Raw genomic sequence first — 24,258 nt, 5'->3', positions numbered from 1 at the left:
GGGCCGGGCGGCCCATCGGGCGGCTGAGGCGGGGGCGCGGGCTGATGGACGGCGGGGCGGCCCCGGTTCCGGTCCGGGCTCGGTTTCGATTACGCTCGCTAGGCAATCCGACCAGGTGACGACTGTTGAGCGTTAGCGCGCGGAATTCCGGTTCGCGGTGGGGGCGGGTCCTGGTCCAGGCATTGCTCCTGTGGGCCGCGTTCGCCGCGTTCGCCGCGACGGCGGCGTCGCACGAGCTGCGCGGCAGCCACAAGGAGGGCTCGGATGCGCATGTGCTGGTGCTGGGGCGTATCAGCGACGATCCCAAGACGCACTACGAGCAGCTCAAGCCGCTGCTCGATTACGTGGTACCGCGCATGGCCGACGTCGGCATCCGCGAAGGCCGGATCCTGATGGCCAAGGACGCGCAGCAGATGGCCAGCTATCTGCGCCGCGGCCGGGTCGACTGGGTCAGCGAGACCGCCGGCACGGCGATGCTGCTGCGGCAGCGCGCGCAGGCGCGGCCGCTGCTGCTGACCGAGCGCGACGGGGTCAGCCACTATCACTCGGTGTTTTTCGCGCGCCGCGACAGCGGCCTGCGCACGCTCAAGGACCTCAGCGGCCACAACGTGGCCTTCCAGCGCCCGTCCTCGACCAGCGCCTACTTCGTTCCCGCCGCGACCTTGCTCGAACAGGGCCTGGCGCTGGAGATCCTGTTGTCGCCGACCGATCGCATCAACCGCGGCGCGGTGGGCTATCTGTTCGCGCGTTCGGAGCTGAACATCTCGACCTGGGTGCACAAGCGCCTGGTCGATGCCGGGGTGATGAGCAACCTGGACTGGGACAACCCGCGCCGGGTGCCGGATGCGTTCCGCCGCGACCTGGTGGTGATCGGCCGCAGCGAGGACTATCCGCGCGCGCTGGAACTGGTCCGCGGCGATCTGGATCCCAAGGTCGCCGCGCGGCTGCGCGAAGTGCTGATCGACGCCGCCGGCGACCCGGAGGCGGGCGAGGCCCTGCTGCGTTTCTTCAAGACCACCCGCTTCCTGCCGATCGACGCCGCCTCGCAGCGCACGCTCGACCACATCGGCGACGGCGTCGCGCGGGTCCGCGCGGAGGTCGAATGAAGCTGCGCGCCGGCTTGCAGGCCAAGTTCCTGGCGATGATGGCGGTGGCCTGCCTGGTCGTGACGGTGCTGATCGCGATGCTGCTCGGCCGGCAGGAGCGGATGCAGACCGAGGTGGTCGGAATCAGCCGCGAGGCGATGCGCGACACCATGGCCGAAAGCCTGCGCCGGCACGGCGAGGGCGAGGTGGCGCAGTTGGCCGGTTCGCTGACCAACCCGCTGTACTACTTCGACCTGGACGCGATCGGCGAACTCGGCCGCGCGGCGATGAACAACCCCGGCGTGCGCTACGTGCTGGTCTACGACAGCGACGGCAACATCGTCCACGACGGCAGCGAGGAAATCCCCAGCTACGGCAAGCGCATGGACGATGCGATGGCGGCGCAGGTGGTGCGCGCGCAACGGCTGCATGCGCAATGGACCGAGACCACGCTCGACGTGTCGGCGCCGATCAAGATCGGCCAGCAGCGCCTGGGCGGGGTGCGGGTGGGCTACGACCTCAAGGCCATGCGCGCCTACCAGGACGGCGCCCTGGACAAACTGCGCAAGCGCCTGGACGAACTCGGCCGGCGCCAGCTGCTGTGGGTCGGGGTGCTGAGCCTGGGCCTGCTCGCGCTGGGCGGGCTGATGCTGTGGCTGATCCAGCGCTGGCTGGTCAATCCGATCCGGCAACTGGCCGACGCCGCGCAGGCGATCGAGAACGGCCAGTTCGACAGCGCGCCCGCGGGCGGGCAGGGCAACGACGAGGTCGGCGATCTGATGCGCGCGTTCGGGCGCATGAGCCAGAGCCTGGCCCGGCACGATCGCGACATCCGCCGCATGGCCTACACCGATGCTCTCACCGGGCTGGCCAACCGGCTGGCGTTCCGCGAAGCGCTGGACCAGCGCCTGCTGCACTTGCGCAACGGCGGCGGCCAACTGGCGCTGCTGTTCGCCGACATCGACGATTTCAAGCGGGTCAACGACACCCTCGGCCACGATGCCGGCGACGAGGTGCTGCTGCAGTTCGCCCAGCGCATCCAGCAGACCGTGGCCCGGATCGGCGGCGAGCATGCCTTGCTGGCGCGCTTCGGCGGCGACGAGTTCGTGATCTTGGTCGAGGGCGAAGACGACCGCGACGGCGAGGCCCGCGGCATCGCCAGTCACTTGGCCGAAGTGCTGGTCGGCGAGCTCGGCCAACCGATCGTGGTCCACGACCGGCAGGTGTTCCTGGGCACCTCGGTCGGCGTGACCTTGTACCCCGAAGACGCGTCCGGGGCGACCGGGTTGATGAAGAACGGCGACATCGCGATGTACCAGGCCAAGGTCGCCGGCAAGAACTGCTACCGCTTCTACAGCCGGGCGATGGACCAGGCAGTGGAGCGCCGCGTGCATCTGGAGCACGAGCTGCGCGGCGCCTGGGACCGCGGCGAACTGAGCCTGGTGTACCAGCCGGTGTATCGCCTCGCCGACGGCGCGATGGTCGGCGCCGAAGCGCTGCTGCGCTGGAAGCATCCGGAGCAGGGCCTGATCGCGCCGTCGGTGTTCATCGACGTAGCCGAGCAGAGCGGCCTGATCGAAACCCTGGGCCCGCAGGTGCTGCGTGCGGCCTGCGAGGACGCGATGGCCTGGCAAAAGGCGCGCCCGGACGCCGAGCCCTTGTTCGTTTCGGTCAACGTGTCGCCGCGCCAGCTGCGCAGCGGCGACCTGCCCAAGACCGTGGCCGACTGCCTGCACGACACCGGGCTGGCGCCGCACTACTTGCACCTGGAACTGACTGAAACCGCGGTGATCGGCGACGAAATCCACGCCAGCAATCTGTTGGCGCGGTTGCGCGCCAGCGGGGTCAAGGTGTGGCTGGACGACTTCGGCACCGGCTTTTCCGGCCTGAGCCATCTGCGCCGGGTGCCGGTGGACGGGGTCAAGATCGACCGCAGCTTCATCGCCGACGTGCTGCGCGACCCGGACGACCTGGCCCTGACCACGGCGATCATCGCCATGGCGCATTCGCTGGGCATCACCGTGGTCGCCGAGGGCGTGGAGAAAGAGGGCCAGTACGCGGTGTTGCGCGAGCGCGGTTGCGATCTGGCGCAGGGCTACTGGCTCGGCCATCCGGTCAACGCCCAGGAATTCCGCGCCTTGCTGATCTCGTAAGCGGCCACGGAACGCGCAGCCCGCCCAAGGCTTGCGCGGCCACATCGAAGCCCCGATCCACCGCCCCTGTAGGAGCGGCGTAAGCCGCGACCACCGCAGCGGTGCGATACCACGCCGCTATTCCGAAGCCCGGCTACGCGCAACGACTACGCCCGGCTGTCCGAGCTTCGGCAGCTGCGCTTGCGTCACGTCGCTGCGGTTGTCGCGGCTCGCGCCGTTCCTACAGAAACAGACGCCGAAACCGGTAGCGGTTCCGGGGTAGGAGCGGCGCAAGCCGCGACCACGGAACGCGCAGCCCGCCCAAGGCTTGCGCGGCCACATCGAAGCCCCAATCCACCGCCCCTGTAGGAGCGGCGTAAGCCGCGACCACCGCAGCGGTGCGATACCACGCCGCCTTCCGAATCCCGGTTGCGCAACGACTACGCCCGGTTGTCCGAGCTTCGGTCGCTACGCTCGCGTCACTTCGCTGCGGTTGTCGCGGCTCGCGCCGCTCCTACAGAAACAGACGCCGAAACTGGTAGCGGTTCCTGGGTAGGAGCGGCGCAAGCCGCGACCACGGGACGCGCAGCACGCCCACGACCTGCGCTGCTTCGCCGAAGCCCGAATCCACCGCCCCTGTAGGAGCGGCGTAAGCCGCGACAACTGCAGCGGTGCGATACCACGCCGCCATTCCGAAGCCCGGCTACGCGAACGACTACGCCCGGTTGTCCGAGCTTCGGCAGCTACGCTTGCGTCACGTCGCTGCGGTTGTCGCGGCTTGCGCCGCTCCTACAGAAGCGGCTGCGACCGTCGGGGGCGTCCTCAACCGATCTTGCGGCCCGCCAGGTCGATCCACTCCGCCGCGGTCTGGGCCAGGGTGCCGGAGAGGATGCCGAATACGCCGACCGCGGCGGCGCCGGCGATCCAGGCCAGGCCCATCAGTTTGCCGTCGCGTTCGAGCAGGGCGAAGGCGAACAACAGCAACAGCGCGCCGAACAGGAAGTTGGTGAACGGAATCGGCAGCGACAGCAGGATGCCGAGCAGGATCAGCAACAGCCCGGTGAAGGCATTGGCCAGGCGATGGTCGAGCAGATACGTCGCGCGCGGGCTGACCACGCGCTCCAGCCGCGCCAGCCATGGCGACAACAGGTTGCGGAACTTGGCCATGGCATGGCGGTGCGGCCCGCGCCGGGCGATGAAGCCGGGCAGCCACGGTTTCCGCAGCCCGATCAGCAGTTGCAAGCCGACCAGCACCACCAGCGGTCCGCTGACCGCGCCGCCGACCCCGGGGATCGGGATGAAGGCGGGCAGGGTGGAGACGAACAGCAGCATGCCGAAGGAGCGGTTGCCGAGCCCGGCGAACACGTCGCCGAAGCGCACCACCTCGTCCGGATCGCCGGCGACGATCGCATCGAGCAGGGCGCGGGTGCCGGCTTCGTGCGGGCGCGGGCCGCGCCGGCGGCGCGAGCGCGGATGCTCGCCGTCGCCGTCGCCGTCGCCGCCGTCGGGGCCGCGGTCAGCCGCCGAGCTCATCGTCGCCGGACTCCTGCGTCCTCGCCTGCGGTTGCAGCAGCAGTTTGTCGATGCGCGGGCCGTCCAGGTCGATCACCTCGATCCGCCAGCCGGTCCAGGCGAAGTACTCGCCCACATGCGGGATGCGGCCGAAATGGGCGATGACCATGCCCGCGGCGGTATGGAAGTCGTGCTCGTCCTCGTTCGGCAAGCGGCCGCCGCCGACGACTTCGCGCAACTCTTCCAGGGGCAGGGCGCCGTCGATCAGGTAGGAGCCGTCCTCGCGCTGCACCACCGGGCCGGGCTGGTCGTCGGACTCGGCGGTCTGGACCCGGCCGATCACCGCGCCCATCAGGTCGTTGACCGTGACCAGGCCGGTGACGTCGCCGTACTCGTCGACCACCAGGGCCAGCGATTGCTGCTCCTCGCGGAAGATCTCCAGCAATTTCAGCGCATGGGTCGATTCGGACACGAACAAGGCTTCGCTGAGCTGGCCGAACAAGTCCGGCACCGCGCCCGGCACGCCGAGGGTGGCCAGCAGGCTCTTGGCCTCGAGCACGCCGAGCACGTCCTGGTCGCTGCCGCGATAGACCGGGAAGCGCGAGAACGGCGACTCGCGCATGGTCGCCAGGTTCTCCTCCAGCGGCGCCGCCGCGTCCAGCCAGGCGATCCGCGTGCGCGGCGTCATCAGGCTTTCGGTGGTGCGGTCGCCGAGGCTGAGCACGCGGTTCATCATCTTGCGCTCGTCGGCGTCGATCACGCCCTGCTCGTGGCTTTCGGTCACCAGCAGGCGGATCTCCTCTTCGCTGATCTCGCTGCGGGCGTCGTCCTTGATCCCGAGCAGGCGCAGCACGCCGCGGTTGATCGCGCCGAGCGCCATCACCACCGGCTTGGCGAAACGGGCCAGGCCGTCGAGCACGACGGCCACGGTGCTGGCGATCTTCTCCGGGTTGGTCAGGGCCAGGCGCTTGGGGATGAGCTCGCCGAAAATCACGCTGGACGCGGTGATCAGGGTGACCGCGGTGCCGATGCCGATGCTGCGCGCGTACTGCGCCGCGTCCGGCACGACGGAGCTGATCCAGCCGGCGATGACCAGGCCGATGGATTCGCCGCCGAAGGTACCGGTGAGCACGCCGATCGCGGTGATGCCGACCTGCACCGTCGAAAGCAGGTGGTCGGGGTGTTCGGCCAGGGCCAGGGCGGTGCGGGCGCCGCGGCTGGTCTCGGCCATCTGCTTCAGGCGCAGCTTGCGCGAAGTCATCAGCGCCATTTCCGACATCGCGAAAAAGGCGTTGAGAACGATCAGGGCGGCGACGATCAGAAGTTCCAGCATCGGCAATGCCTCCTGCGGCCGGTGGGATCACGGAGGGGGCGCATTGCGCGGCGGGAGCGGGCCGGGGTACGGCCGGGCGGCGGTTTTGGGTCGTCGTCCATTGTGCGGGGCGGAAAAACGGGAAGGGCGGCCGAGCGGCCGGCGGGGCCGACGCTCTGACCGGCACCGATCTTAGCAGGCCGCCTGATGGCGGCCGGGTCGGTCGGGCCGGTTCCGTCGCGGCGGGGCGGCCGGGACGGGTTTGCCGGGCGAGGGGCGAGCAGGCCGACCGTGCCGGCTGCGCTGTCGGGTGGGCGTGAAAGCCGCCTGCATGCGGCGCTGCGACGGCCTTCGGGTATCGGGTGGGGGCGGCCGAGGCCGGCGTCAAGGTGGGCGGGCGCGCCTCAAACCGTCATAATCGCGCCCGCAAACCCTTTCGGCCCCGGCGGCCGGCAACCGCGGCCACAGGCCCAGAGGCACCCCAGCATGTTTTCCCTGCAGACCATTTTCGGCCAAGGCAATCAGTTCTACACCCTGCTCGAGGAGGCTGCGGTCGCCGCCCATGACAGCACCAAGGCCCTGTACGACATGCTCAAGGCCTCGGACCGTCAGCCGGCGCTGGATGCGTTCAAGCTGGCCCGCCAGCGCGAACGCGAGACCTCGGACAAGATCAGCCAGGAACTGGTCGACAGTTTCATCACCCCGATCGAGCGCGAGGACATCGAGGCGCTGAGCTCGGCTCTGTACAAGATCCCCAAGCAGGTCGAGAAGTTCGCCGATCGCTACTCGCTGGCCACCCGCCACCTGGAGCACATCGACTTCGCCCCGCGCGCGGCGATGCTGGAACAGGCCGCCGCGGTGGTGGTGAAGATGGTCCACCAGCTGCGCCACCTCAAGCTGGAGCCGATGAAGGCGCTCAACGACCAGTTGCGCGCGCTGGAGAACGAAGCCGACCGGCTGATGCTGGAGCTGTACCGCGACATCTATTCCGGCCAGCTCGACAACCTGCAGATGTTCCTGCTCAAGGAGTTCTTCGAGATCCTGGAGAAGGCGATCGACCGCTGCCGCGAGGCCGGCGTGGTCGCCTACCAGATCGTGCTCAAGAACTCCTGAGGCCCGCGCCATGCTTACGCTGGTCCTGGTGGTGATCCTCGCGGCGTTGATCTTCGAGTACGTCAACGGCTTCCACGACACCGCCAATTCCATCGCCACCGTGGTGGCGACCAAGGTGCTCTCGCCGATGCAGGCGGTGATGCTCGCGGCTTCGACCAACCTGGTCGGCGCGCTGTGGGGCACCGCGGTGGCCAAGACCATCGCTTCGGGCCTGATCGACGCCGGGGTGGTCGAGGTCGGCTCGCAGCTGCTGCTGTGCGCCCTGCTCGGCGGCATCGTCTGGAACCTGATCACCTGGTGGCTGGGCCTGCCGTCCTCGTCCTCGCACGCGCTGATCGGCGGCCTGTGCGGCGCGGCGCTGGCGGCGGCTTCGAACAACTGGCACGCGGTCATCTGGTCGCATCCGGCCGATCCGATCTGGAAGAGCGCCGGCGTGCTGTGGAAAGTGATCGTGCCGATGGTGACCTCGCCGGTACTCGGCTTCGCCGCCGGTTTCCTGGTCATGGGCGTGCTGTTCGCGCTGATCTCGGGCATGGCCGCCAGCGGCGGCCTCCTGCGGCGGATGGCGCGGCCGCGCTGGGTCAACGGTTTCTTCGGCAAGGCGCAGTTGCTCAGCGCCGCCGGCATGGGCTTCGCCCACGGCATGAACGACGCGCAGAAGACCATGGGCATCATCGCCCTGGCCCTGATCAGCGCGCAGCAGGCCGGCACGCTGGACAACCTGCCGGCGTGGCTGGCGTTCCTGCACCCCTCGCCGGGCGCGATCGCGCACAACGACATCGACACCTGGATCAAGCTGACCTGCGCCGTGGTGATGGCGGCCGGCACCGCCGCCGGCGGCTGGCGGATCATCAAGACCCTGGGCCACAAGCTGGTCAAGCTGCATCCGATCCATGGCTTCGCCGCCGAGACCAGCGCGGCCTCGGTGATCATGGCCGCCTCGTCGCTGGGCATTCCGGTCTCGACCACCCACAACATCTCCGCTGCGATCATGGGCGTGGGCACGGCCAAACGCTTCAATTCGATCAAGTGGACCGTGGTCGAGAAGATGATCTGGGCCTGGATCCTGACCATTCCGGCGGCCGGCGGCATCGCCTACGGCCTGTTCGAGCTGATGCGTCTGTTCGGTTGGGTCTGAGCCGCCGCCGCATCGGCGGGGTCCTGACGAAAAAAGCCCGCTTCGAGCGGGCTTTCTCTTTTGTGCCGAATCCCCGTGGGCCGCGGCTCCCGCAAAAGCGGCAAAAGCGACGAGGCTCGGCTCAGAGCAGGTCGCCGTTGGCCGACAGCACGCGCTCCATGCGGTCGCCGACGCCGCCGATCTCCAGCACCAGGCGCTGCACCTCGGCGCCGTCCAGGCTTTCCAGCGGGCGGTTCTCGCACAGGTGCAGATAGGGCACTCCGTCGAGATCGCCGATCGCCAGGTAGCCGACGTGGCTTTCCCAGTTGAACGCCAGCGCGCGGCGTGCGTCCAGGCCGGTGGTCGGCGCGATCGCGGTGGCCACGCGCAGGAACGGGCGGCCGTCGTCGTCCATCAGCTCGGACAGGAAGATCGCCTGGTGGCGGGTGCCCTGCTCGAGCGAGAGCTCGATGCAGATCACGCTCTCGTCATGAACGGTGAGGTGGAACCCGGTCCGGGTCAGGTGCTGGCGGATCTGTTCGAACTGCATGGGGGCGACTCCTGCGCGCTACAGCGGCTTATGCTACCGCGATGGACAGCGAAACTGCCGCCGCACGCATCCGCGCCGCGATCCGCGCGATTCCCAAGGGCCAGGTCGCCGGTTACGGCGAGATCGCCCGCCGCGCCGGCCTGCCGGGCCGGGCGCGCCTGGTCGCGCGCCTGCTCAGCGAGAACGAGGACGCCAAGCTGCCCTGGCACCGGGTGCTGCGTTCGGACGGGCGGATCGCGTTCCCCGAGGGGTCCAAGGGCTATCGCGAACAATCGCAGCGTCTGCGTGCCGAGGGGGTGACGGTGGAGAAGGGGCGGGTGCGCGGCCAGCGCGCCGCCGCGACCCTGGACTCGCAGATCTGGGGTCCGGCGGACTGAATCCCGACCGCCTGCGCAAGGCCTGTGCACATGGCGCTCACGGCGCCGGGGCGGGGCAGCGGCTACCATAGCGGCCGGTCCGAGGAGTCGCGATGTTTTCCAGTATCCCGCCGGTCACCAGGAAACTGCTGATCGCCAATGTCGCCGCGTTCGTTTTGCAATGGCTGTTGAGCTGGAGCCCGTCGACGCAGTCGTGGGTGCTGTGGCTGGAACTGTGGCCGTGGCTTCCGGCCAAGTTCGATTTCGTCGGGCCGGGCTTCATGCCCTGGCAGTTGCTGACCTACGGTTTCCTGCACGGCTCGGTCGGCCATCTGGTGTTCAACATGCTGGCGCTGGTGATGTTCGGCGCCTCGTTGGAATATCACTGGGGCGCCAGGCGCTTCGTCGTCTACTACTTCGTCTGCTTGCTCGGTTCGGGCGTGTTGCAGTTGCTGTTCGCGTCCTATGCGGTGCGGCACGGCGAGTTCTATCTGACCCTGGGCGCGTCGGGCGCGATCTACGGTCTGTTGCTGGCCTACGGCATGTTGTTCCCGCACCGGCGGGTGACCTTGCTGCCGTTCCCGATCGTGCTCAAGGCGCGCACGTTGGTGATCATCTATGCGATCGCGGCGGTGGTGTACGGCGTGTTCGCGCAGGGCAGCGGCATCGCGCATTTCGCCCACCTCGGCGGCATGTTGATCGGTTGGCTGACGCTTCTCTACTGGCGCCGGCGTCCGCCGGGCGGGGGCAATGGCGGCAACGGCCGTGATGCTCGCCGCGAAGCCTTGTTGCAGCGTCGCCGCGCGTCGAAGCTGCGGGTCGTGAAGTAGCTTCCAGAGGGTAGCAGCGGCGCAAGCCGCGACCGCCATCCTTCACTCTCGCCGCGCTTTGTCCTGGGCCCCTGTAGGAGCGGCGTAAGCCGCGACCACGGGACGCGCAGAGGAATCAACGCCTTTCGTCATTGATCGAAGCTCGAAACCCTCGCGCCGGCTTCTATGTACAAAAGCTCCAAAGCCAAGCTTCCGTCCGCAGGCGGCCGGGTCACTTTCTTTGTCCAAGGCGACAAGGTCCTACGGGATTTCCTTCGGTCAAAAGTCACCAAAGAAAACGCCATGGCGGTTTCGGATCAAGAGCCACTATGGTTCGGAGCGTGCGCGGGGCGGCTCCGCACAGGCCCTCCCTGGCCTGGCTGCGCACGGCCCGCCTCCCTGCGGGCCGCCCTCCGGGGCTTCAGGGGGTTCTCGCGAGTTCGAAGCGGCGCCAAGCTGTTCGCAGCACCAGCACCAGCACCAGCACCAGCACCAGCAACAGCAACAGCAACAGCAACAGCAACAACGGCAGGCACAGCATCGCTGCGGTTGTGGGGAGCGGCGCAAGCCGCGGCCACGGGACGCGCAGGGGCCTCAAGGCTCGTGTCCTTCATCGAAGCTCGGACCCATCGCCGTTCCTACAAAACCCGGGCGATCAGAAGCCCGGCCGCAACCTCACCTGTTGCAATTCCTTCTTCACCGAACGCCAGAACAGCCCCGGCGCGATCCAGGTGTAGGCGCAGAAGCCCAGCCACAGCAGCGACAAGGGCAGGGTCCAGCGCTGCAGGCCGTTTTGGCTCAGTGCGATCATGCCGATCTGGTAGAGCAGGAACAGGCCCAGCAGCAGGACGACGGTGCGGGTGCGCGAGCCGGCGGTCAGATAGCTCTGGAAGCGCCACCACAGGCCCAGCAGCGGGCTGCGCCGGGCCTTGACCGCGGCCAGCAGGGTCAAGGCCTGTTCGTCCATCGGGTCCAACTGCACCGCCCAGGCGGCGTGCTGGCGCGCGTCGTCGACGCGGCCGGCGGCGAGTTCGCAATGACCGAGCACGCACAGCGCTTCCAGATGCTCGGGGTCGAGCTCCAGCACTTCGCGCGCCAAAGCTTCGGCCGTGCCGCGGTCGCCGCGGCGGAACTCCAGGCTGGCGAGCAGGGCGCGGTAGTCGAGATCGTCGGGTTCCAGCTCGCAGGCGCGGCGCGCATGCGCCAGGGCGCGTTCGTCGTGGCCCCAGGCCAGGTGCAGCCGGGCGAAGCCGTCTTCGATCACCGCCGCGGCCGGATCGAGTTCGCGCGCCGCGTTCAAGTGGGTTTCGGCCTCGCTCAGTCGCCGGCGCGCGATCGCGACCAGCGCTGCGGCCAGGTGCGAATACACCGAGTCGGGCTCCAGCTCGAGCGCGCGCGCGGCTTCCAGCGCGGCCACGTGCAGGCGCTTGCGCTTGAGCAGGCAGAACGCGAGCAGGGCGTGCGCTTCGGCGAGATCGGGGTCTTCGCCGAGCAGGCGCAGCAGCACGTCGATGGCTTGGTCGACCTGGCCGTGGCCGTAGTGACGGCGGGCCAGAGCGAGGGCGTGACGGGACATGTCCAGGCTCATGCGCGCGGCTCCGGGGTCATTCCAGCACCATGCGCAGCAGCGCCGGCCATTGCAGATCGAACAGGCGGCGCGCGAACAGGGTCGCGAGAATCAGCAACGGCAGGCCGTTGCGCGCCATGCCGCCGTAGTACTCCCACAGCTCGAAGCAGCGCTGCTGCATCATGTACAGCGCGTAGCCGGTGGCCAGCTTGAGCGTGATCACCGACAGCAAGGCGTACTCCATGTACTGGCGCGGCAGCCAGCCGGCCTGGCTGAGCGCGCCCAGCAGCCACAGCAGCGCGATCGCGCCGGCCAGGTTGAGCGCCAGCAAGGCCAGTTCGCGGCCGCGGGTCGGGCTGCCGAGGGCGAAACCGTTGAACGCGAACCAGGCCAGGCCGAAGCCGTTGCCGGCCAGCATCAGGGTCAGCATCGGCCACAGCGGATCGACCGCGTAGCGCGACAGGCCCGACGGCAGCGGTTCGTCGGGCAGGCGATAGACCGAGGCCGCCATCAGCCGCCCCCGTGGCGCTTGAGGAAGTCCAGCACTTCGTCGTACTGGCCGCCCTGATTGGCGTAGCGGGCGTGATTGCGCGCCGTGGTCAGCCATTCCAGCGTGGTGGCGCGGCTGTCCTTCAGCGCCGCGCGCAGATGGGCCATGCTCAGCGGCACTTCGCGGCCCTGGTCGATGGAATCGTCGATCGCCTCGTCGATCGCGCTTTCGACCAGGTGACGCAGGTCGGCGCCGGAATGGCCCGAGCTCAGACGCGCCAGTTCGGCGCTGTCGATCGCGCCGTCGAGCGGACGATCGCGCAGCAGCAAGTCCAGGATCGCACGCCGCGCGGGCTCGTCCGGCGGCGGCACGAACAGCACCCGGTCGAAGCGGCCGGGGCGGCGGAACGCCGAATCCACCGCCCAGGGCACGTTGGTCGCGCCGAGGATCAGCACGCCCTGGTTGTTCTGGCCGAAGCCGTCCAGTTCGGTCAGGAACTGGCTGACCAGCTTGGCCGAGCCGGCCTCGCGCGAGTGTTGGCGCTTGCCGCCGATCGCCTCGACCTCGTCGAAGAACACCACCGACGGCGCGGTGCGACGCGCCTGCTCGAAGATCGCGTGCAGCTTGCGCTCGGATTCGCCGATGTACATGTCGAGTACGTCGGTGATGGCGACGTTGTAGAAACGCGCGCCGCATTCGCCGGCGGTGGCGCGGGCGAGCAGGGTCTTGCCGCAGCCGGGCGGGCCGTACAGCAGGATGCCGCCGCCGGAACGGCGCTTGAAGCGCTCGAACAGCGAGGGCTTGAGGAAGGGGGTGATGATGCGGCGGCGGATCTGCTGCTTGACCTCGTCCAGGCCGCCGACGTCGGCGAACGCGATCCGCTCCTGCGCCGGCTGCAGCAGCCGCACCACGTCCTCGGCATCGGTGTCGTCGTTGGCCACGCTGGTCTGCGGGCGCGGCGCGCCTTCGTGTTGCCGGCGCGCGTTGGCCAGGGAAATCACTTTGCCCGCCAGTTCGTTCGCCAAGGCCGCGTCTTCGAGTGCGGGGTTCAGCGCGATCGCCTGCTGGTACAGCGCGCGCGCTTCGTCGCGGGCGCCGTCTTGCAGGTTCAGGCGCGCACGCGCCAGCAGCGAGGCGGCCGTGCCGGCCGGCGCCAGGCGCGCCACGTCGGCATCGCGGCCGTGTTGCAGGAGCAAGCGCCAGGCGGCGTCGCGCTGTACCGGGTCGGCGAGCAGGGGCTCGCCGCCGAGCGCGATCGCGCGCAACAGGGCGTCCGGGTCGGCGGCATTCAGGCAGGCGTTGACCACCAACGCGCCCAGGGCCGGATTGTGCGGGCTGGCCGCGAGCGCGGCGAGCAGGTCCTCGAGCGGAGTTTCGGGCATGACGGCGTCCTGGCCGGGCGTGGCGACAGCCTAGGGTAATGAAAAACCGGACACGATAGACCGGCGACGCGTTCAGCGTACGAGGCGCAGGTTGCGATTCGTGCATGCCCGCGCCTACAGTGCGCGGGTGGCGCCGGGTTCCGGTGTCGCGCCCCTACGCCAGCCCTGGGGAGGCCGGCCGCGGTCCGCGTGCCGTCGTCCCCGTACGCCAAGGATTCCGGCCGTCGATGATGCCTCCGCACGAACTTTCCGCCGCGCAGCAGGCCGCCGCCCGCGTCCGCGAAGCGGTGCATTCCGCCACCACCGGGCTGGTCGAACGCGAACAGCTCGCCGAACTCATCGTGCTCGCCGCCGTGGCGCAGGAGCACTTGCTGATCCTGGGCCCGCCCGGCACCGCCAAGAGCGCGGTCGTGCGCCGCGTCGCCGCCGCCCTGGGCGGGCGCTATTTCGAGTACCTGCTCGGCCGATTCACCGAGCCGTCGGAACTGTTCGGCCCGGTCGACCTGCGCCGGCTGCGCGAGGGCGTGGTCGAAACCGATGTCAGCGGCATGTTGCCGGAGGCCGAGATCGCCTTCCTGGACGAGGTCTTCCTCGGTTCCACTGCGATCCTGAATACCTTGCTCGGCGTGCTCAACGAGCGCCGCTTCCGCCGCGGCCACACTCAGCTGGCCTGTCCGTTGCGGGTCTGCGTGGGCGCCGCGAACGCTCTGCCCGACGACGAGTCGCTGGCTGCGTTCGCCGATCGCTTCCTGCTGCATCTGTTCGTCGAACCGGTGCCGGACCACCAGTTGGAAGCGCTGCTCGAAGGCGGTTGGCAGGCCGGCCGTTCGTCGCCGCAGCATTTCGCCGATCTGGCCGACATCGACACCCTGAGCCGCTGCGTCGACGAGGTCGATCTCGGCGCCGCGCGCGGCCTGCTGGCCGACGCGATCCGCAAACTGCGTGGCGCCGGCCTGGGGCTGTCGGACCGGCGCATCGTCAAGGCGCAGCGACTGATCGCCGCGGCCGCCGTGCTGGCCGGGCGCGAGCGCGCCGGCGAGGCCGATCTGTGGCCGCTGTTCTACGTCATGCCGACCCGCGAGGCGCAGGCGGCGGCGCAGGATGCGCTGCGCGACTCGTTGTCGGCGGCGGCCAATCCGACCCTGCGTGCGGCGGTCGAATGCGCGGCGCTGCAGCCGTTGTCGCGCGAGGCGCGCCTGCTGGAGGCGGCGCGCGGTTGCCTGGCGGCGGCCGCGGGCGACCACGCCGGCGCCGAAGCGGTACTGCGCGAGATCGACGCCAACTTCGACGCCGCTTCGATTCCGCCCGAACTGGCCGCCGAGCGTGCCCGGCTGGTCGCCCGGGTATCGGCGCCGGTATGAACTGGCACTGGCGGGCTGAGGGGGCCCCGCCGGCGCCGCAAGGCGCGATCGGCATCGGCGCGGCGTCGCGGCGTCTGCTCGACGCGGTCGAACGGCTGGAGCCGTCCGCGCGCGAGACGTTGGCGTTGACCGCCAACGACGACAGCCTGATCGTCGCCGGCGCGGCCGAGGCCTTGCCTTGGTGCGAGGGCGTGGTCTATCTGGCGCCGCGCGCCGAGGCGACGACCTTGTGGCTGCCGACCCACGAACGGCCGGACCTGCCGTTGGACCTGCTGGCGCGCGCGATCGCGCGCCGGCACGGACCGGCGCCGCTGGCGATGCTGCGCGCGCCGCGCCGGCTGCTGCCGTTGCAGCGTGCGCTGCCGGCCAGCGCGGCCTTGCTGGCGCGCATCCGCGCGAACTGGCGGGACTGAGCATGCGCCTGCCCGACACGCTGCAGCCTTGGGCGCCGTGGTTGATCTGGTTCGATGCCGAGATCGCCGGCGTGCTCGGCGATCTGTTGCTGCGCCTGCATCCGGCGCTGGGCGCGTTCCGCCTGCGCGCGCAACGCGGCGCGGCCGAACCGGAAGGCATCGAGGATCTGCGCCGGCGCGGTTCCTACGAGCGCCTGCTGCTCAGCGAGTGGGCGCTGGCCGACGCGGCGCCGGAGGAGTTCGACCGGCGCGCCGCCGGCGGCGAGCATTTGTTTTTGAATCCGAAGCCGGTCGCGCGCCAGGTCGATGCGCTGACCGTGGCGGTGTTCGACGCCGGGCCGAGCCAGCTCGGTGCGCCGCGGCTGGTCCATGCCGTCTTGTGGATATTGCTGGCGCAACGCGCCCAGGCCGCCGGCGCGCGTTTCCTGTGGGGCGTGCTGGCCCGGCCCGGCGAACTGCACGAGGCCGATTCGCCGGCGGCGCTCAAGCGCCTGCTGAGCGCGCGCAGCCTGACTCCGGGCGGCGCCGCGAGCGCCCGCGCCAGCGTCGAGCAGGGCGCCGATCTCGGCCGCGACTTGCACGCGCAGTGGGCACAGGCACTGGATGCGGCCGAGCCGAGCCCGAGCGAACGCTGGTCGGTCGGTGCGCACGCGCCGGGCTACGCGCTCGGCCATCGCGTCGACGTGGTGCGCGCCGATGCCGACGAACTCGCGGTCACCGTCGCCGCGCGCCAGGCGCGGCGCGAGCTGCGGTTGCGCCTGCCCGATCCGGAACCGTCGAGCCGCTTGCTGCGCGGCGAGTTCGAGCGCCTAGCCGCGAGCCGGCAGAAAATACCGGCCCACGCCCGCCTGTCGCGGCAGCAACCCCCGATCATCGCCGCCGACGGACGCTCCGTGGCGACGCTGTGGGCGGGCGAAAACGCCGCCTATGTGCAGCGTTTGAGCCCGCCGCACCAGCCGCAGCGCCTGCTGCCGCCGAAGACCGCGCGCTGGGCCAAGCACCGGCACTTGCTTGCGGCCTGCCTGAGCGGACGGCATTTCGCCGGCGTGCTGACCCGTTCGCAATTCCTCGATCCCTGGCAATTGGCCCATTGGCCCGGGCTGCCGCATCCGCTGCCGCAGCATCTCAATGCGGCGCCGGGGCAGGCGCGGCTGATGCAATGCGCGGAAATCGCCGGCAACGACGACGAGCAACGCCACCTGCTGCTGTGGAGCGGCAGCCGTCTGCTGTGCTGGAGCGCGCGTCATCCGCGCAACGGCCGCCGCTGCGATCGGCCCGGCTACCGTTTGCTCGGCGAGAACGTGCTCGGTTTCGTCGCTCTGCCGCCGCAGCGTGCGTTCTACCTGCAAGGCACCGGCGAGGGCGTGCAGGTGCGCCGGTTCGATGGCGCTGGGGTCGAAACGCTGGAGTCGCTGCCTTGCGACGGCGAGGCCGGCGTCGGTTTCCTTTGCGGCAATGCCTGGGGCGATCGTTGGCAGGGCGACATCGCCGTCGAGTTCGCCGCCGGCCAACGCGGCGGCGAGCGCCACGGTCGCTGGCGGCTGTGGCGACGCAGCCGGTCGCAGGGCCTGCAGGATTTCGAGCTCGCGCTGAGCGCGGCGTGGAAAGTGGTCGGCTTGGCGGCGGTCTCGGCCGACGCTCCGGCCCTGATCGCGCTCGATCCCGACCGCAAGGCGGTGGTGCGGATCGGCGAACGCGGACGGACCACGCTGTATGCATCCCCGCAGAAGATCAGCGTCGCCAGCGTCGCCGCGGCGGCCGATACGATCGCCCTGATCGACGTGTCCGGACGGCTGACGATCCTGCGTCATCAAGGGCGGGACGTGTTGGTTTACGAGGGCGGCGATGACTGAGCCGGGCACCGTCGCGAACGCGCCGTCGCGCGCGCGCCATCCGGTCTGGCGCGGACGCCAGCGGGTGGATGCGCTGTGGTTCGACGCCGCCTGGCTGGCGCCGGCGCAGCGCGAGCGACGCATCCTGCAGGCCTGGACGCCGGGCTGCCGCGCCTGGCGTTTCGCCGAGGGCGACCTGCTGCGCTTCGATCCGCCGCGGCCGCTGCGCTGCGAGCGCGCGCCGGGCCTGCCGCTGTGCCGGATCGGCGCGCATGCGCTGTACTCGGGCCCGTTGAGCGAAGCCGAGCGCGCCGCGTTGCCGCCGGCCGATCTGCATTTGAGCCTGGGCGGCGCTCTGCGCAGCTTCGAGCTCAGCCAGGGCGAAACCTTGGACCCGTCGACGGCGATCGAACTCGACGATTACGTTCTGTACCCGACCTACGATTGCAGCGATGCAGTGGCCGAAGGCCGGCGCGAGCGCCTGGCGGTCAAGCCGCTGCGCGATGTCTTCGGTCACCGCGTGCCGGCGCCGAGCGTGCAGCGCGCGGCCTTTCTCGAGCGTCTTGCGCGCGGCCGCGAGGACGGTACGGGGCTGTGGCAGCGCGTCGCCGGCCCGAGCGAGCGCGTCGCCGCGTGGCTGCTGCGCCGCAGCGCCGCCGCGGGCCGCCCGGCGACGGCTTCGGGCGCCGGCGGCGTGCCCGCGCGGCAGACGCCGCCGCCGCCGTCGGCCTGGCGGCAGTGGCTGGAGCGCCTGGCCGTCGCCAGCCGTGCCTCGAGCCTGCTCGGTGCGCGCCAGGGCGCGTATCTGCGGCGGCTGATGCAGCAATTCGACCGCGGCGACCTGCTCGAAGCCCTGCGCCACGCGCTGCCGATCGACGGTCACGAACCCGGCGTCGGCCGCGGCTTCGGTCTGCCCGGGCGGCGCGCCGATTTCGGCCTGCACGGCGGGACGTCCTATGGCGTCAACATCGACATCGGCGACATGGCGCGCGAGCTGCTGCGCAAGCGCTACCGCGCCGCGTTCCAGCGTCTGGACCGCGACGGCCGGATCGACGAAGCCGCGTTCGTGCTGGCCGAACTGCTCAACGTGCGCCAGGAGGCCTTGGACTATCTGGTCCGGCACCAGCGCAGCGTACAGGCCGCCGAACTGGCGCTGGGCTGGGACATGCCGGCCGATACGGTGATCCGCTTGCTGATGCTGGCCGGCGACCGCGAACGCGCGGTGCTGGTCGCGCGCCGCGACGGCGCCTTCGCCAGCGCGGTGGCGATGTTGGAGAGCGAGCACCCCGAGCACGCGCTGGCGCTGCGCCGTGAGTGGGGCCAGGCCCTGGTCGAACAGGGCCGTTGGTTGGCCGCGGTGGACGCGGTGTGGCCGGACCCGGGCTCGCGCGAGCAGGCCGCACGCTGGCTGCTGGCGGCCGAGAACGCCGGCGCCGAATTGTCGGCCGCGGCGCTGGTGCAGCGTGCGGTCTTGTTGCCGGACACGCTCGCGCACTACGCCGCGCGCATCGAGGCGCTGGCCGACCCGGGCGCGCCGGCACCGCCGCGCGCCGCGCTGGGACAGGCATTGGCGGCGCACAAGGGCCATAACCGCGCATTGGCTTTGTTGGCGACGCGAGTATTGCCGGCGTTGGCGGCCGACCGCGCGGTCGGCGCCAACGATCTGGAGGCCCGACAATTGCAGCGGCTGCTGAAGCTGTCGCGCGACCCCTGGCTGCAAGCGGATCTGCCGGCGTTGCAGACGCCGCCGCTGGTGCGCCAGCGGCTATGGGAACGCGCCGAACCGGTGCGGCTGCGGCTGGACCCCGCCGCCGGCTTGCAGCGCCCGCTCGACGTCGCCGCGCTCGGCGGAGGCCGCTATCTGGTCGCACTGGGCGAGGCCGGGGTCGCGGTGGTCGACCGCCAGGGGCAGAGCCTGCGCCGGTATCCGGTGCCGGCTTCGCACCTGGTGATCGGCGACAGCGGCGAAGTCGCGCTGGCGGTGATCCGGCGCGATGCGATCGCACGCGTTTCGCGCCTGGACCTGGTTCGCCATCGCATCGACGATCTCGGTGCGATGCGCCTGCAGTTCTTCGCCGACCGCTACGACGGCATCGCCTGGTCGGTGGTCGCCGACGAGCGCATCGCCGTGCTCGATGCGGCCCGGCCCGGGCTGGACGCGCTGTGGAGCGTCGGCGATCTCGGCGGCCCGGTGGCGGCGGCGCAGTACTTCGCCCGCGACGAGGTCTATCTGGTGCGCGAACGCGAGTACGCCTCGGCCTGGCATTACCGCGCCGCGCCGCGCCGCGCGCTGGTCTCGCGCAATCCGATCGCCGCGCCGGGCGAGGGCGAGTCGGTCTATCTGCACCCGCAGGGCGCAGCCTGGGCGGTGTTCGCCGATGCGCAGGCCGAGGGCGGTCTGCTGCTGGCCTACGAATCGGCCGGGCGCCGGCACAGCGCCGTGTTGGCGGCGCCGAGCGGCCAGGCGCAGCCGTTCTGGCATACCTTGCGCACGCTCGGCGCCGGCCTGCTGGCCTGGCTGCAGGACGAACGCCGGGCGCGCGCCTATGCGCTCAATCTGTCCGGACAGACCGTGGCCGAGATCGACTGGCCCGAACCCGGGCTGGGCGTGGCGGTGCGCGAGCAGGCCGGGCATTTGCTGCTGTTCGATGCGCACGGCCGGGTGCTGGACATCGACACCGAGACCTCGATCGCGCATTCGTTCGCGCTGCGTTGAGCGGCGCGCGCCGCCGCCGGCGAACGCGGCGGACGACTCCCAAAAAACGAAGCCCGGCGGATGCCGGGCTTCGTCGTATCGCCTTCTCGATCGGTCAGGGGAAGATCTTGATCTGCTGATCGGCCTTGCGCTGCATCGCCGTGCCGGCCTTGCAGCCGAAGGCTTCGCCGAACGCCGCCAGGTTGGACAGTGGCACGTTGGTGCGCCACTGGCCCGGCGCGTGGATGCCCGCGGCCGAACGCTGGGCGGCGACTTCCGGGCTCAGGTGCTGCGCCCACAGGCCGGCCCAGGCGCGGAAGAAGGCCTGGTTGGCGTCCTTGCCCGCCGACGGCGCGGCGCTGCGGTACGCATTCCAGGCGATCTCCAAGCCGGCCTGGTCGGCGATGGCGACGTCGCGCACCTGGCTGCCGTTGACCTTGGTTCCGCTCAGGCCCGGATAGGCCTCGGCGCTGTACTGGGCGGCGACGCGGCTGCCCAGGGCCTCCCAGGCGGCGATTTCGTTCGGCGTCCACCAGTCGCGCACTTCCTGCTTGGCATTGACGTAGCGGCCGCGGTTGTCGAAGCCGTGGGTCAGCTCGGCGCCGACCAGCGCGCCGTAGGAACCGTATTGCGCGGCTTCCGGCTTGCTCAGGTCCAGCACTGGCGCCTGCAGCATGGCGGCGGTGACGATCAGGCGGTTCTGGGCGATGTCGTAAGCCAGCGACGGCTCCTGCGGCAGCACGTCCCAGCGGCGGTCGGCGTTGCCGCGGCCGATCCGCTTCATCTCTTCGCGGTGGCGCCAGGTCGAGGCGATCAGCATGTTGCTGCCGAAGCTGCCGCGGCCCATCGGCTGCACGGTGTAGTCGAGGTCGCGCTTGGGCGTGCCGACTTCGATCTTGAGCTTGGCCAGCTTGGCGCGGGCCTCGTTCTTGACCGCGTCGGAGAAGCGGCTGTCGGCGTCGATCGACTTGGACAGGGCATCGCGGACCTGATCGGCGATTTGCTCGGCGCGCTTGTCGGTGGCGGCCGGCAGATAGCGCGCGGCGTACTCGTGGCCGACCATCGGGCCGGCGGCGAGGGTGACGGCGTCGAGCACGGCCTGCTGGCGCGCCGGCGGCGCGCTCTGGCCGCGCAGCACGCGGCCGCGGAATTCGAACTCGGCGTCGCGGAAGGGCTTGGCCAGGTACGGCGCCATCGCGTCGCCGACGCGCCAGCGCAGATAGGTCTTCCACTGCTCGGGCTTGAGCGTGGCGACCAGATTGTCGAGCTGGGCGAACAACTGCGGGTTGGCCAGCGAGACGCTGTCGTCGCTGACGCCCTGGGCCTTGAGGAAATCGCCCAGTTGCAGGCGCTTGTACTGCTTGCCGACGTCGGCCACCGACACCCGGGCGTAGTTGGCGCGCGGGTCGCGCAGGTCCGGCAGCGACTTGGAGGCGCGGGCGATGCGGGTCTCCAGGTCGATCACCTGCTGCGACTCGGCCGCCAGCTTGTCCTTCGGCGTGCCGGTCAGGGCCAGGATCTTCTGCACGTAGTTGTTGTAATGGCCGAGCAACTGGCGGGTGTCGTTGTCGCTGCGGGTGTAATAGGCCGGGTCCGGCAGGCCCAGGCCGCCCTGGCTGAAGTAGCCGATGTGGCGTTCCAGGTCCTGCAAGTCGATGTCGGCGCCGAAATTGAACGCGACCGGGATGCCGACCTGGTGCAGGGCGGCGATCGAGGCGGGGATGTCCTTGGCCTTCTTGATCGCGCCGATGCGCGACAGCAGCGGCGCGATCGGCTGGGCGCCGTCGCGCTCGACCGCCGCTTCGTCCAGGCCGCTGGCCCAGAAGTCGCCGAGCAGCTTCTGGACATTGCCTTGCGGCGAGGTCATGGCGCTGTTGAGCAGCTCCAGCTGCTGCTTGCGCGCATTGGCGGCGAGCTGGTCCAGGGTCGAGACCGAACCGGCGCCGGACAGCGGGTTGGCGCGCAGCCAGTCGGCGTTGGCGCTGGCGTAGAAGTCGGTGCAGGCGGAAGCCGCGGCGGGCGCCTTGGGCTTGGCGGCGGCCTTCTTCTTGGCGGCGTCGGCGGCGGGCGAGGCGAGGCCGGCGATGAGGCTGAGGGCGAGGGCGCAGGCAAGCGGGCGTAGGGTCGACATCGCGTATTCCATCCTGGGGATGGGCGAGTTTAACAACCCGGCGTGGGAAGGCGATGAACGGGTTTGGCGGTTGCGCGAGGAATGGGCGGGGCCCTCACCCCAACCCTCTCCCGCAAGCGGGAGAAGGTGGCCGCAGGCCGGATGAGGGCAAGCGCTCGGCCGGATGCGGGCCAGACAAGAAAAAAGGCCCGGGAATCCCCGGGCCTTTCCGCGGCTGGCCAGGAGGCGGAGAGAATCGACTCCCTCCGTCCCCGACGCATCACCAGATCACGACCTGCTTGTCGCCCTCGCGGACCATCGGCTGGCCCGGCTTGCACGAGAACGCGGCGGCGAAGGCCGGCAGGTTCGACGGTGCGCCGATCGCGCGGAAGTTGGCCAGCGCATGCTCGTCGGTCTGCAGGCGCACTTCCATTTCCTTCTCGGTGAAGTTGCGGCGCCACACCGTGGCCCAGTTGAGGAAGAAGCGCTGGTCGCGGGTCAGACCGTCGGTCTTCGGGTCCGGGGTGTCGCCCGCGGCCTTCTTCATCGCGTCGTAGGCCGTGGCCAGGCCGCCCAGGTCGGCGATGTTCTCGCCGAGGGTGTGCTTGCCGTTGACGAACTTGCCCGGCGCGGCCTCATAGGCGTTGAACTGCGCGATCAGCTTGTCGGTCAGGCCGGAGAAGGCCTTGGCGTCGCTCGGCGCCCACCACACTTCCATATTGCCGGTCGGCCCGAAGCGCGAACCCTGGTCGTCGTAGCCGTGGGTCATTTCGTGGCCGATCACCGCGCCGATGCCGCCGTAGTTGGTGGCGTCGTCGGCCTTCGGGTCGAAGAACGGCGGCTGCAGGATCGCGGCCGGGAACACGATCTCGTTCTGCAGCGGGTTGTAGTAGGCGTTGACCATCTGCGGCGGCATGCCCCACTCGGTCTTGTCGACCGGCTTGCCGATCTTGCTCAGGTTCCACTTGTAGTTGAATTCGTTGGCCGCCTTGACGTTGGCGTAATAGCTGTCGCGGTTGGTGTTCAGGCCGCTCCAGTCGCGCCACTTGTCCGGGTAACCGATCTTCGGGGTGAAGCTGGCCCACTTCTCCAGCGCCTTCTTCTTGGTGTCGGCGCTCATCCAGGCCAGATTCTCGATGCGCGCCTTGAGGGCTTCGCTGAGGTTCTTGACCAGGGTCTGCATGCGCTCCTTCGACTCCGGCGAGAACGCGACCTTGACGTACATCTGGCCCAGCGCTTCGCCGGCCTGGCCCTCGATGGTGTCGAGCACGCGCTTGCCGCGTTCCTTCAGCTCCTTCTGGCCGCGCAGGGTCTTGTTGTAGAAGTTGAAGTTCTCTTCGACGAAAGCGTCCGCCAGGTACGGCGACGCGCCGTCGATGGCGTGGAAGCGCAGGTAGGCCTTCCACTGGTCGGCCGGGACGTCGGCCAGCATCTTGCTGACTTCCTGGTGGAAGGCCGGCACCGCGAGCGAGAACATCTTCGGCAGGGCCACGCCCTGCGATTCGAAGAACTTGGTCCAGGAGAAGTTCGGGGTCAGCTTGTCGGCATCGGCCGGGCTGACCGGGTTGTAGTACAGCGAAACGTCGCGCGAGAGCTGTTCGCGCGACTTGGAGACCTTGGCCAGGCGGGTCTCGAACGCGACCACGTCCTTGGCCTGCTTGGCCGCGTCGGCCGCCGGCGTGCCGCCGAGCTCGAGCACCTTGGCGATGTGGGCCTCGTACGCGGCCAGCTTGTCCTTGTGCTTGGCGTCGAAATAGTAGGGCGTATCCGGCAGGCCCAGGCCGCCCTGAGCGGCGTAGGCGATGTTGTTGGCCGAATCCTTGAAGTCGGCTTCGGCGCCGAAGCCGAACAGCGGGTTGTCGCCGGTCGCGGCGGAGGCGCGCAGGTACTCGGCGATCTTCTCCGGGCTGTCGAGCGCGTCGATCTTGGCCAGGTCGGCCTTCAGCGGCTCCAGGCCCTGGGCGTTGATCTTGGCCGCGTCCATGCCGGTCGACCACAGGTCGCCGACGATCTTCTCCACGCCGGTGGCCTGGGTGTCGGCCGCGGCCTGCTCGGCGATCTGGCGCTGCACGGCGGTCGAACGCTCGTCGAGCATTTCGAACGCGCCCCACGAGGTGCGGTCGCCCGGGATGGCGTTGGCGGCGAGCCACTTGCCGTTGACGTAGCCGCCGAAGTCGGTACAGGCGTCCTTGCTGGTGTCGAGATCGGAGATCGCGAAGCGGTTGACCGGCGGCAGCTTGCTCTCGTCGAGCTTCAGTCCGGTGGTCTCGGCCGGCTTGGCGGCGCTGTCGGCCGGCGCGGTCGGGGCAGGGGTTTCCTGCTTGCCGCAGGCGGCCACGACCGTGGCGATGGCGAGGGACAACAACAGGACTTGCGGTTTCTTGAGGGTCACAGCGGGCTCCGGCCGAAAGGGCGTTGGCGT

19 protein-coding genes are annotated in these 24,258 nt (G+C 70.0%); 10 read left to right on the top strand and 9 right to left on the bottom strand.

Annotation, left to right across the window (positions count from 1 at the left end):
- Positions 1-236: 236 nt before the first annotated feature.
- Positions 237-1,106: a phosphate/phosphite/phosphonate ABC transporter substrate-binding protein gene (locus V2J18_RS15300; RefSeq protein ID WP_064748449.1), complete on the top strand. Its 870-nt coding sequence runs from the start codon at positions 237-239 to the stop codon at positions 1,104-1,106.
- Complete coding sequence (locus V2J18_RS15295; RefSeq protein ID WP_336132201.1) at positions 1,103-3,238, top strand: putative bifunctional diguanylate cyclase/phosphodiesterase; 2,136 nt, start codon at positions 1,103-1,105, stop codon at positions 3,236-3,238. The genes V2J18_RS15300 and V2J18_RS15295 overlap by 4 nt, the downstream gene beginning before the upstream one ends.
- An 801-nt stretch (positions 3,239-4,039) precedes the next feature.
- On the opposite strand, the gene V2J18_RS15290 is transcribed toward V2J18_RS15295, so the two are convergent.
- The gene (locus V2J18_RS15290) at positions 4,040-4,750 is read right to left on the bottom strand and encodes an exopolysaccharide biosynthesis protein (RefSeq protein WP_336132199.1); all 711 of its coding nucleotides are present in this window, start codon (positions 4,748-4,750) and stop codon (positions 4,040-4,042) included.
- Complete coding sequence (locus V2J18_RS15285; protein WP_336132198.1) at positions 4,734-6,062, bottom strand: hemolysin family protein; 1,329 nt, start codon at positions 6,060-6,062, stop codon at positions 4,734-4,736. The genes V2J18_RS15290 and V2J18_RS15285 overlap by 17 nt, the downstream gene beginning before the upstream one ends.
- A gap of 465 nt (positions 6,063-6,527) precedes the next feature.
- On the opposite strand from V2J18_RS15285, the gene V2J18_RS15280 reads away from it, so the two are divergent.
- Together V2J18_RS15280 and V2J18_RS15275 are read left to right on the top strand one after the other, a co-directional pair.
- The gene (locus tag V2J18_RS15280) at positions 6,528-7,154 is read left to right on the top strand and encodes a DUF47 domain-containing protein (protein WP_336132196.1); all 627 of its coding nucleotides are present in this window, start codon (positions 6,528-6,530) and stop codon (positions 7,152-7,154) included.
- Between the two features lie 10 nt (positions 7,155-7,164).
- Positions 7,165-8,292 (top strand): inorganic phosphate transporter, encoded by a 1,128-nt coding sequence (locus tag V2J18_RS15275; protein ID WP_336132194.1) that lies wholly within the window; start codon positions 7,165-7,167, stop codon positions 8,290-8,292.
- Positions 8,293-8,413: 121 nt separating this feature from the next.
- On the opposite strand, the gene V2J18_RS15270 is transcribed toward V2J18_RS15275, so the two are convergent.
- Positions 8,414-8,821 carry a hypothetical protein gene (locus V2J18_RS15270; protein WP_064748436.1) on the bottom strand — a complete coding sequence of 136 codons (408 nt, stop codon included), beginning with the start codon at positions 8,819-8,821 and terminating at the stop codon, positions 8,414-8,416.
- A gap of 41 nt (positions 8,822-8,862) precedes the next feature.
- On the opposite strand from V2J18_RS15270, the gene V2J18_RS15265 reads away from it, so the two are divergent.
- Together V2J18_RS15265 and V2J18_RS15260 are read left to right on the top strand one after the other, a co-directional pair.
- Positions 8,863-9,198: an MGMT family protein gene (locus V2J18_RS15265; RefSeq protein ID WP_336132192.1), complete on the top strand. Its 336-nt coding sequence runs from the start codon at positions 8,863-8,865 to the stop codon at positions 9,196-9,198.
- A 92-nt stretch (positions 9,199-9,290) separates the two neighbouring features.
- A complete protein-coding gene (locus V2J18_RS15260; protein WP_064748438.1) occupies positions 9,291-10,007 on the top strand; it encodes a rhomboid family intramembrane serine protease in 717 nt (238 codons plus the stop codon).
- A 400-nt stretch (positions 10,008-10,407) separates the two neighbouring features.
- Here the strand turns inward: V2J18_RS15260 and V2J18_RS15255 are convergent, their stop codons facing one another.
- Genes V2J18_RS15255 through V2J18_RS15240 form a run of 4 tightly spaced genes read right to left on the bottom strand, consistent with a single transcriptional unit; the run spans position 10,408 to position 13,425 of the window.
- Entirely contained in the window at positions 10,408-10,584 is a 177-nt protein-coding gene (locus V2J18_RS15255; protein ID WP_336132189.1) for a hypothetical protein, read from the bottom strand.
- A gap of 57 nt (positions 10,585-10,641) precedes the next feature.
- Positions 10,642-11,562, bottom strand: coding sequence for a tetratricopeptide repeat protein (locus tag V2J18_RS15250; RefSeq protein ID WP_336132188.1), 921 nt, complete (start codon positions 11,560-11,562; stop codon positions 10,642-10,644).
- A gap of 28 nt (positions 11,563-11,590) precedes the next feature.
- A complete protein-coding gene (locus tag V2J18_RS15245; protein WP_336132186.1) occupies positions 11,591-12,064 on the bottom strand; it encodes a hypothetical protein in 474 nt (157 codons plus the stop codon).
- On the bottom strand, positions 12,064-13,425 hold the full coding sequence (locus V2J18_RS15240) for an ATP-binding protein (RefSeq protein ID WP_336132184.1): 1,362 nt from the start codon (positions 13,423-13,425) through the stop codon (positions 12,064-12,066). Before V2J18_RS15240 ends, V2J18_RS15245 begins: the two co-directional genes overlap by 1 nt.
- Positions 13,426-13,655: 230 nt before the next feature.
- Here V2J18_RS15240 and V2J18_RS15235 point away from each other — a divergent pair, with 230 nt between their 5' ends.
- The 4 genes from V2J18_RS15235 to V2J18_RS15220 are packed head-to-tail and all read left to right on the top strand — an operon-like array spanning position 13,656 to position 19,747.
- Complete coding sequence (locus V2J18_RS15235; RefSeq protein ID WP_336133121.1) at positions 13,656-14,786, top strand: AAA family ATPase; 1,131 nt, start codon at positions 13,656-13,658, stop codon at positions 14,784-14,786.
- Positions 14,783-15,199 carry a bpX5 domain-containing protein gene (locus V2J18_RS15230; protein ID WP_064748988.1) on the top strand — a complete coding sequence of 139 codons (417 nt, stop codon included), beginning with the start codon at positions 14,783-14,785 and terminating at the stop codon, positions 15,197-15,199. Before V2J18_RS15235 ends, V2J18_RS15230 begins: the two co-directional genes overlap by 4 nt.
- Positions 15,200-15,201: 2 nt before the next feature.
- A complete protein-coding gene (locus V2J18_RS15225; RefSeq protein WP_336132183.1) occupies positions 15,202-17,052 on the top strand; it encodes a hypothetical protein in 1,851 nt (616 codons plus the stop codon).
- Positions 17,045-19,747, top strand: a complete 2,703-nt coding sequence (locus V2J18_RS15220) for a bpX6 domain-containing protein (RefSeq protein ID WP_336132182.1) — start codon at positions 17,045-17,047, stop codon at positions 19,745-19,747. Before V2J18_RS15225 ends, V2J18_RS15220 begins: the two co-directional genes overlap by 8 nt.
- A gap of 94 nt (positions 19,748-19,841) precedes the next feature.
- On the opposite strand, the gene V2J18_RS15215 is transcribed toward V2J18_RS15220, so the two are convergent.
- Both V2J18_RS15215 and V2J18_RS15210 read right to left on the bottom strand, forming a co-directional pair.
- On the bottom strand, positions 19,842-21,857 hold the full coding sequence (locus V2J18_RS15215) for a M13 family metallopeptidase (RefSeq protein WP_064747481.1): 2,016 nt from the start codon (positions 21,855-21,857) through the stop codon (positions 19,842-19,844).
- A gap of 259 nt (positions 21,858-22,116) precedes the next feature.
- Entirely contained in the window at positions 22,117-24,228 is a 2,112-nt protein-coding gene (locus V2J18_RS15210; protein ID WP_075575057.1) for a M13 family metallopeptidase, read from the bottom strand.
- Positions 24,229-24,258: the final 30 nt, after the last annotated feature.

This window comes from Lysobacter firmicutimachus, assembly GCF_037027445.1.
Classification (GTDB): Bacteria; Pseudomonadota; Gammaproteobacteria; order Xanthomonadales; family Xanthomonadaceae; genus Lysobacter; species Lysobacter firmicutimachus.
This window is presented reverse-complemented; position numbering and strand designations above follow the sequence as displayed.

Bases quoted from the DNA above. Each gene is read 5' to 3' on its own strand.
- V2J18_RS15270 (WP_064748436.1), bottom strand. From the start codon at position 8,821: ATGCAGTTCGAACAGATCCGCCAGCACCTGACCCGGACCGGGTTCCAC.
- V2J18_RS15220 (WP_336132182.1), top strand. From the start codon at position 17,045: ATGACTGAGCCGGGCACCGTCGCGAACGCGCCGTCGCGCGCGCGCCAT.
- V2J18_RS15245 (WP_336132186.1), bottom strand. From the start codon at position 12,064: ATGGCGGCCTCGGTCTATCGCCTGCCCGACGAACCGCTGCCGTCGGGC.
- V2J18_RS15225 (WP_336132183.1), top strand. From the start codon at position 15,202: ATGCGCCTGCCCGACACGCTGCAGCCTTGGGCGCCGTGGTTGATCTGG.
- V2J18_RS15265 (WP_336132192.1), top strand. From the start codon at position 8,863: ATGGACAGCGAAACTGCCGCCGCACGCATCCGCGCCGCGATCCGCGCG.
- V2J18_RS15280 (WP_336132196.1), top strand. From the start codon at position 6,528: ATGTTTTCCCTGCAGACCATTTTCGGCCAAGGCAATCAGTTCTACACC.
- V2J18_RS15275 (WP_336132194.1), top strand. From the start codon at position 7,165: ATGCTTACGCTGGTCCTGGTGGTGATCCTCGCGGCGTTGATCTTCGAG.
- V2J18_RS15235 (WP_336133121.1), top strand. From the start codon at position 13,656: ATGCCTCCGCACGAACTTTCCGCCGCGCAGCAGGCCGCCGCCCGCGTC.
- V2J18_RS15230 (WP_064748988.1), top strand. From the start codon at position 14,783: ATGAACTGGCACTGGCGGGCTGAGGGGGCCCCGCCGGCGCCGCAAGGC.
- V2J18_RS15260 (WP_064748438.1), top strand. From the start codon at position 9,291: ATGTTTTCCAGTATCCCGCCGGTCACCAGGAAACTGCTGATCGCCAAT.
- V2J18_RS15240 (WP_336132184.1), bottom strand. From the start codon at position 13,425: ATGCCCGAAACTCCGCTCGAGGACCTGCTCGCCGCGCTCGCGGCCAGC.
- V2J18_RS15295 (WP_336132201.1), top strand. From the start codon at position 1,103: ATGAAGCTGCGCGCCGGCTTGCAGGCCAAGTTCCTGGCGATGATGGCG.
- V2J18_RS15285 (WP_336132198.1), bottom strand. From the start codon at position 6,062: ATGCTGGAACTTCTGATCGTCGCCGCCCTGATCGTTCTCAACGCCTTT.
- V2J18_RS15290 (WP_336132199.1), bottom strand. From the start codon at position 4,750: ATGAGCTCGGCGGCTGACCGCGGCCCCGACGGCGGCGACGGCGACGGC.
- V2J18_RS15215 (WP_064747481.1), bottom strand. From the start codon at position 21,857: ATGTCGACCCTACGCCCGCTTGCCTGCGCCCTCGCCCTCAGCCTCATC.
- V2J18_RS15250 (WP_336132188.1), bottom strand. From the start codon at position 11,562: ATGTCCCGTCACGCCCTCGCTCTGGCCCGCCGTCACTACGGCCACGGC.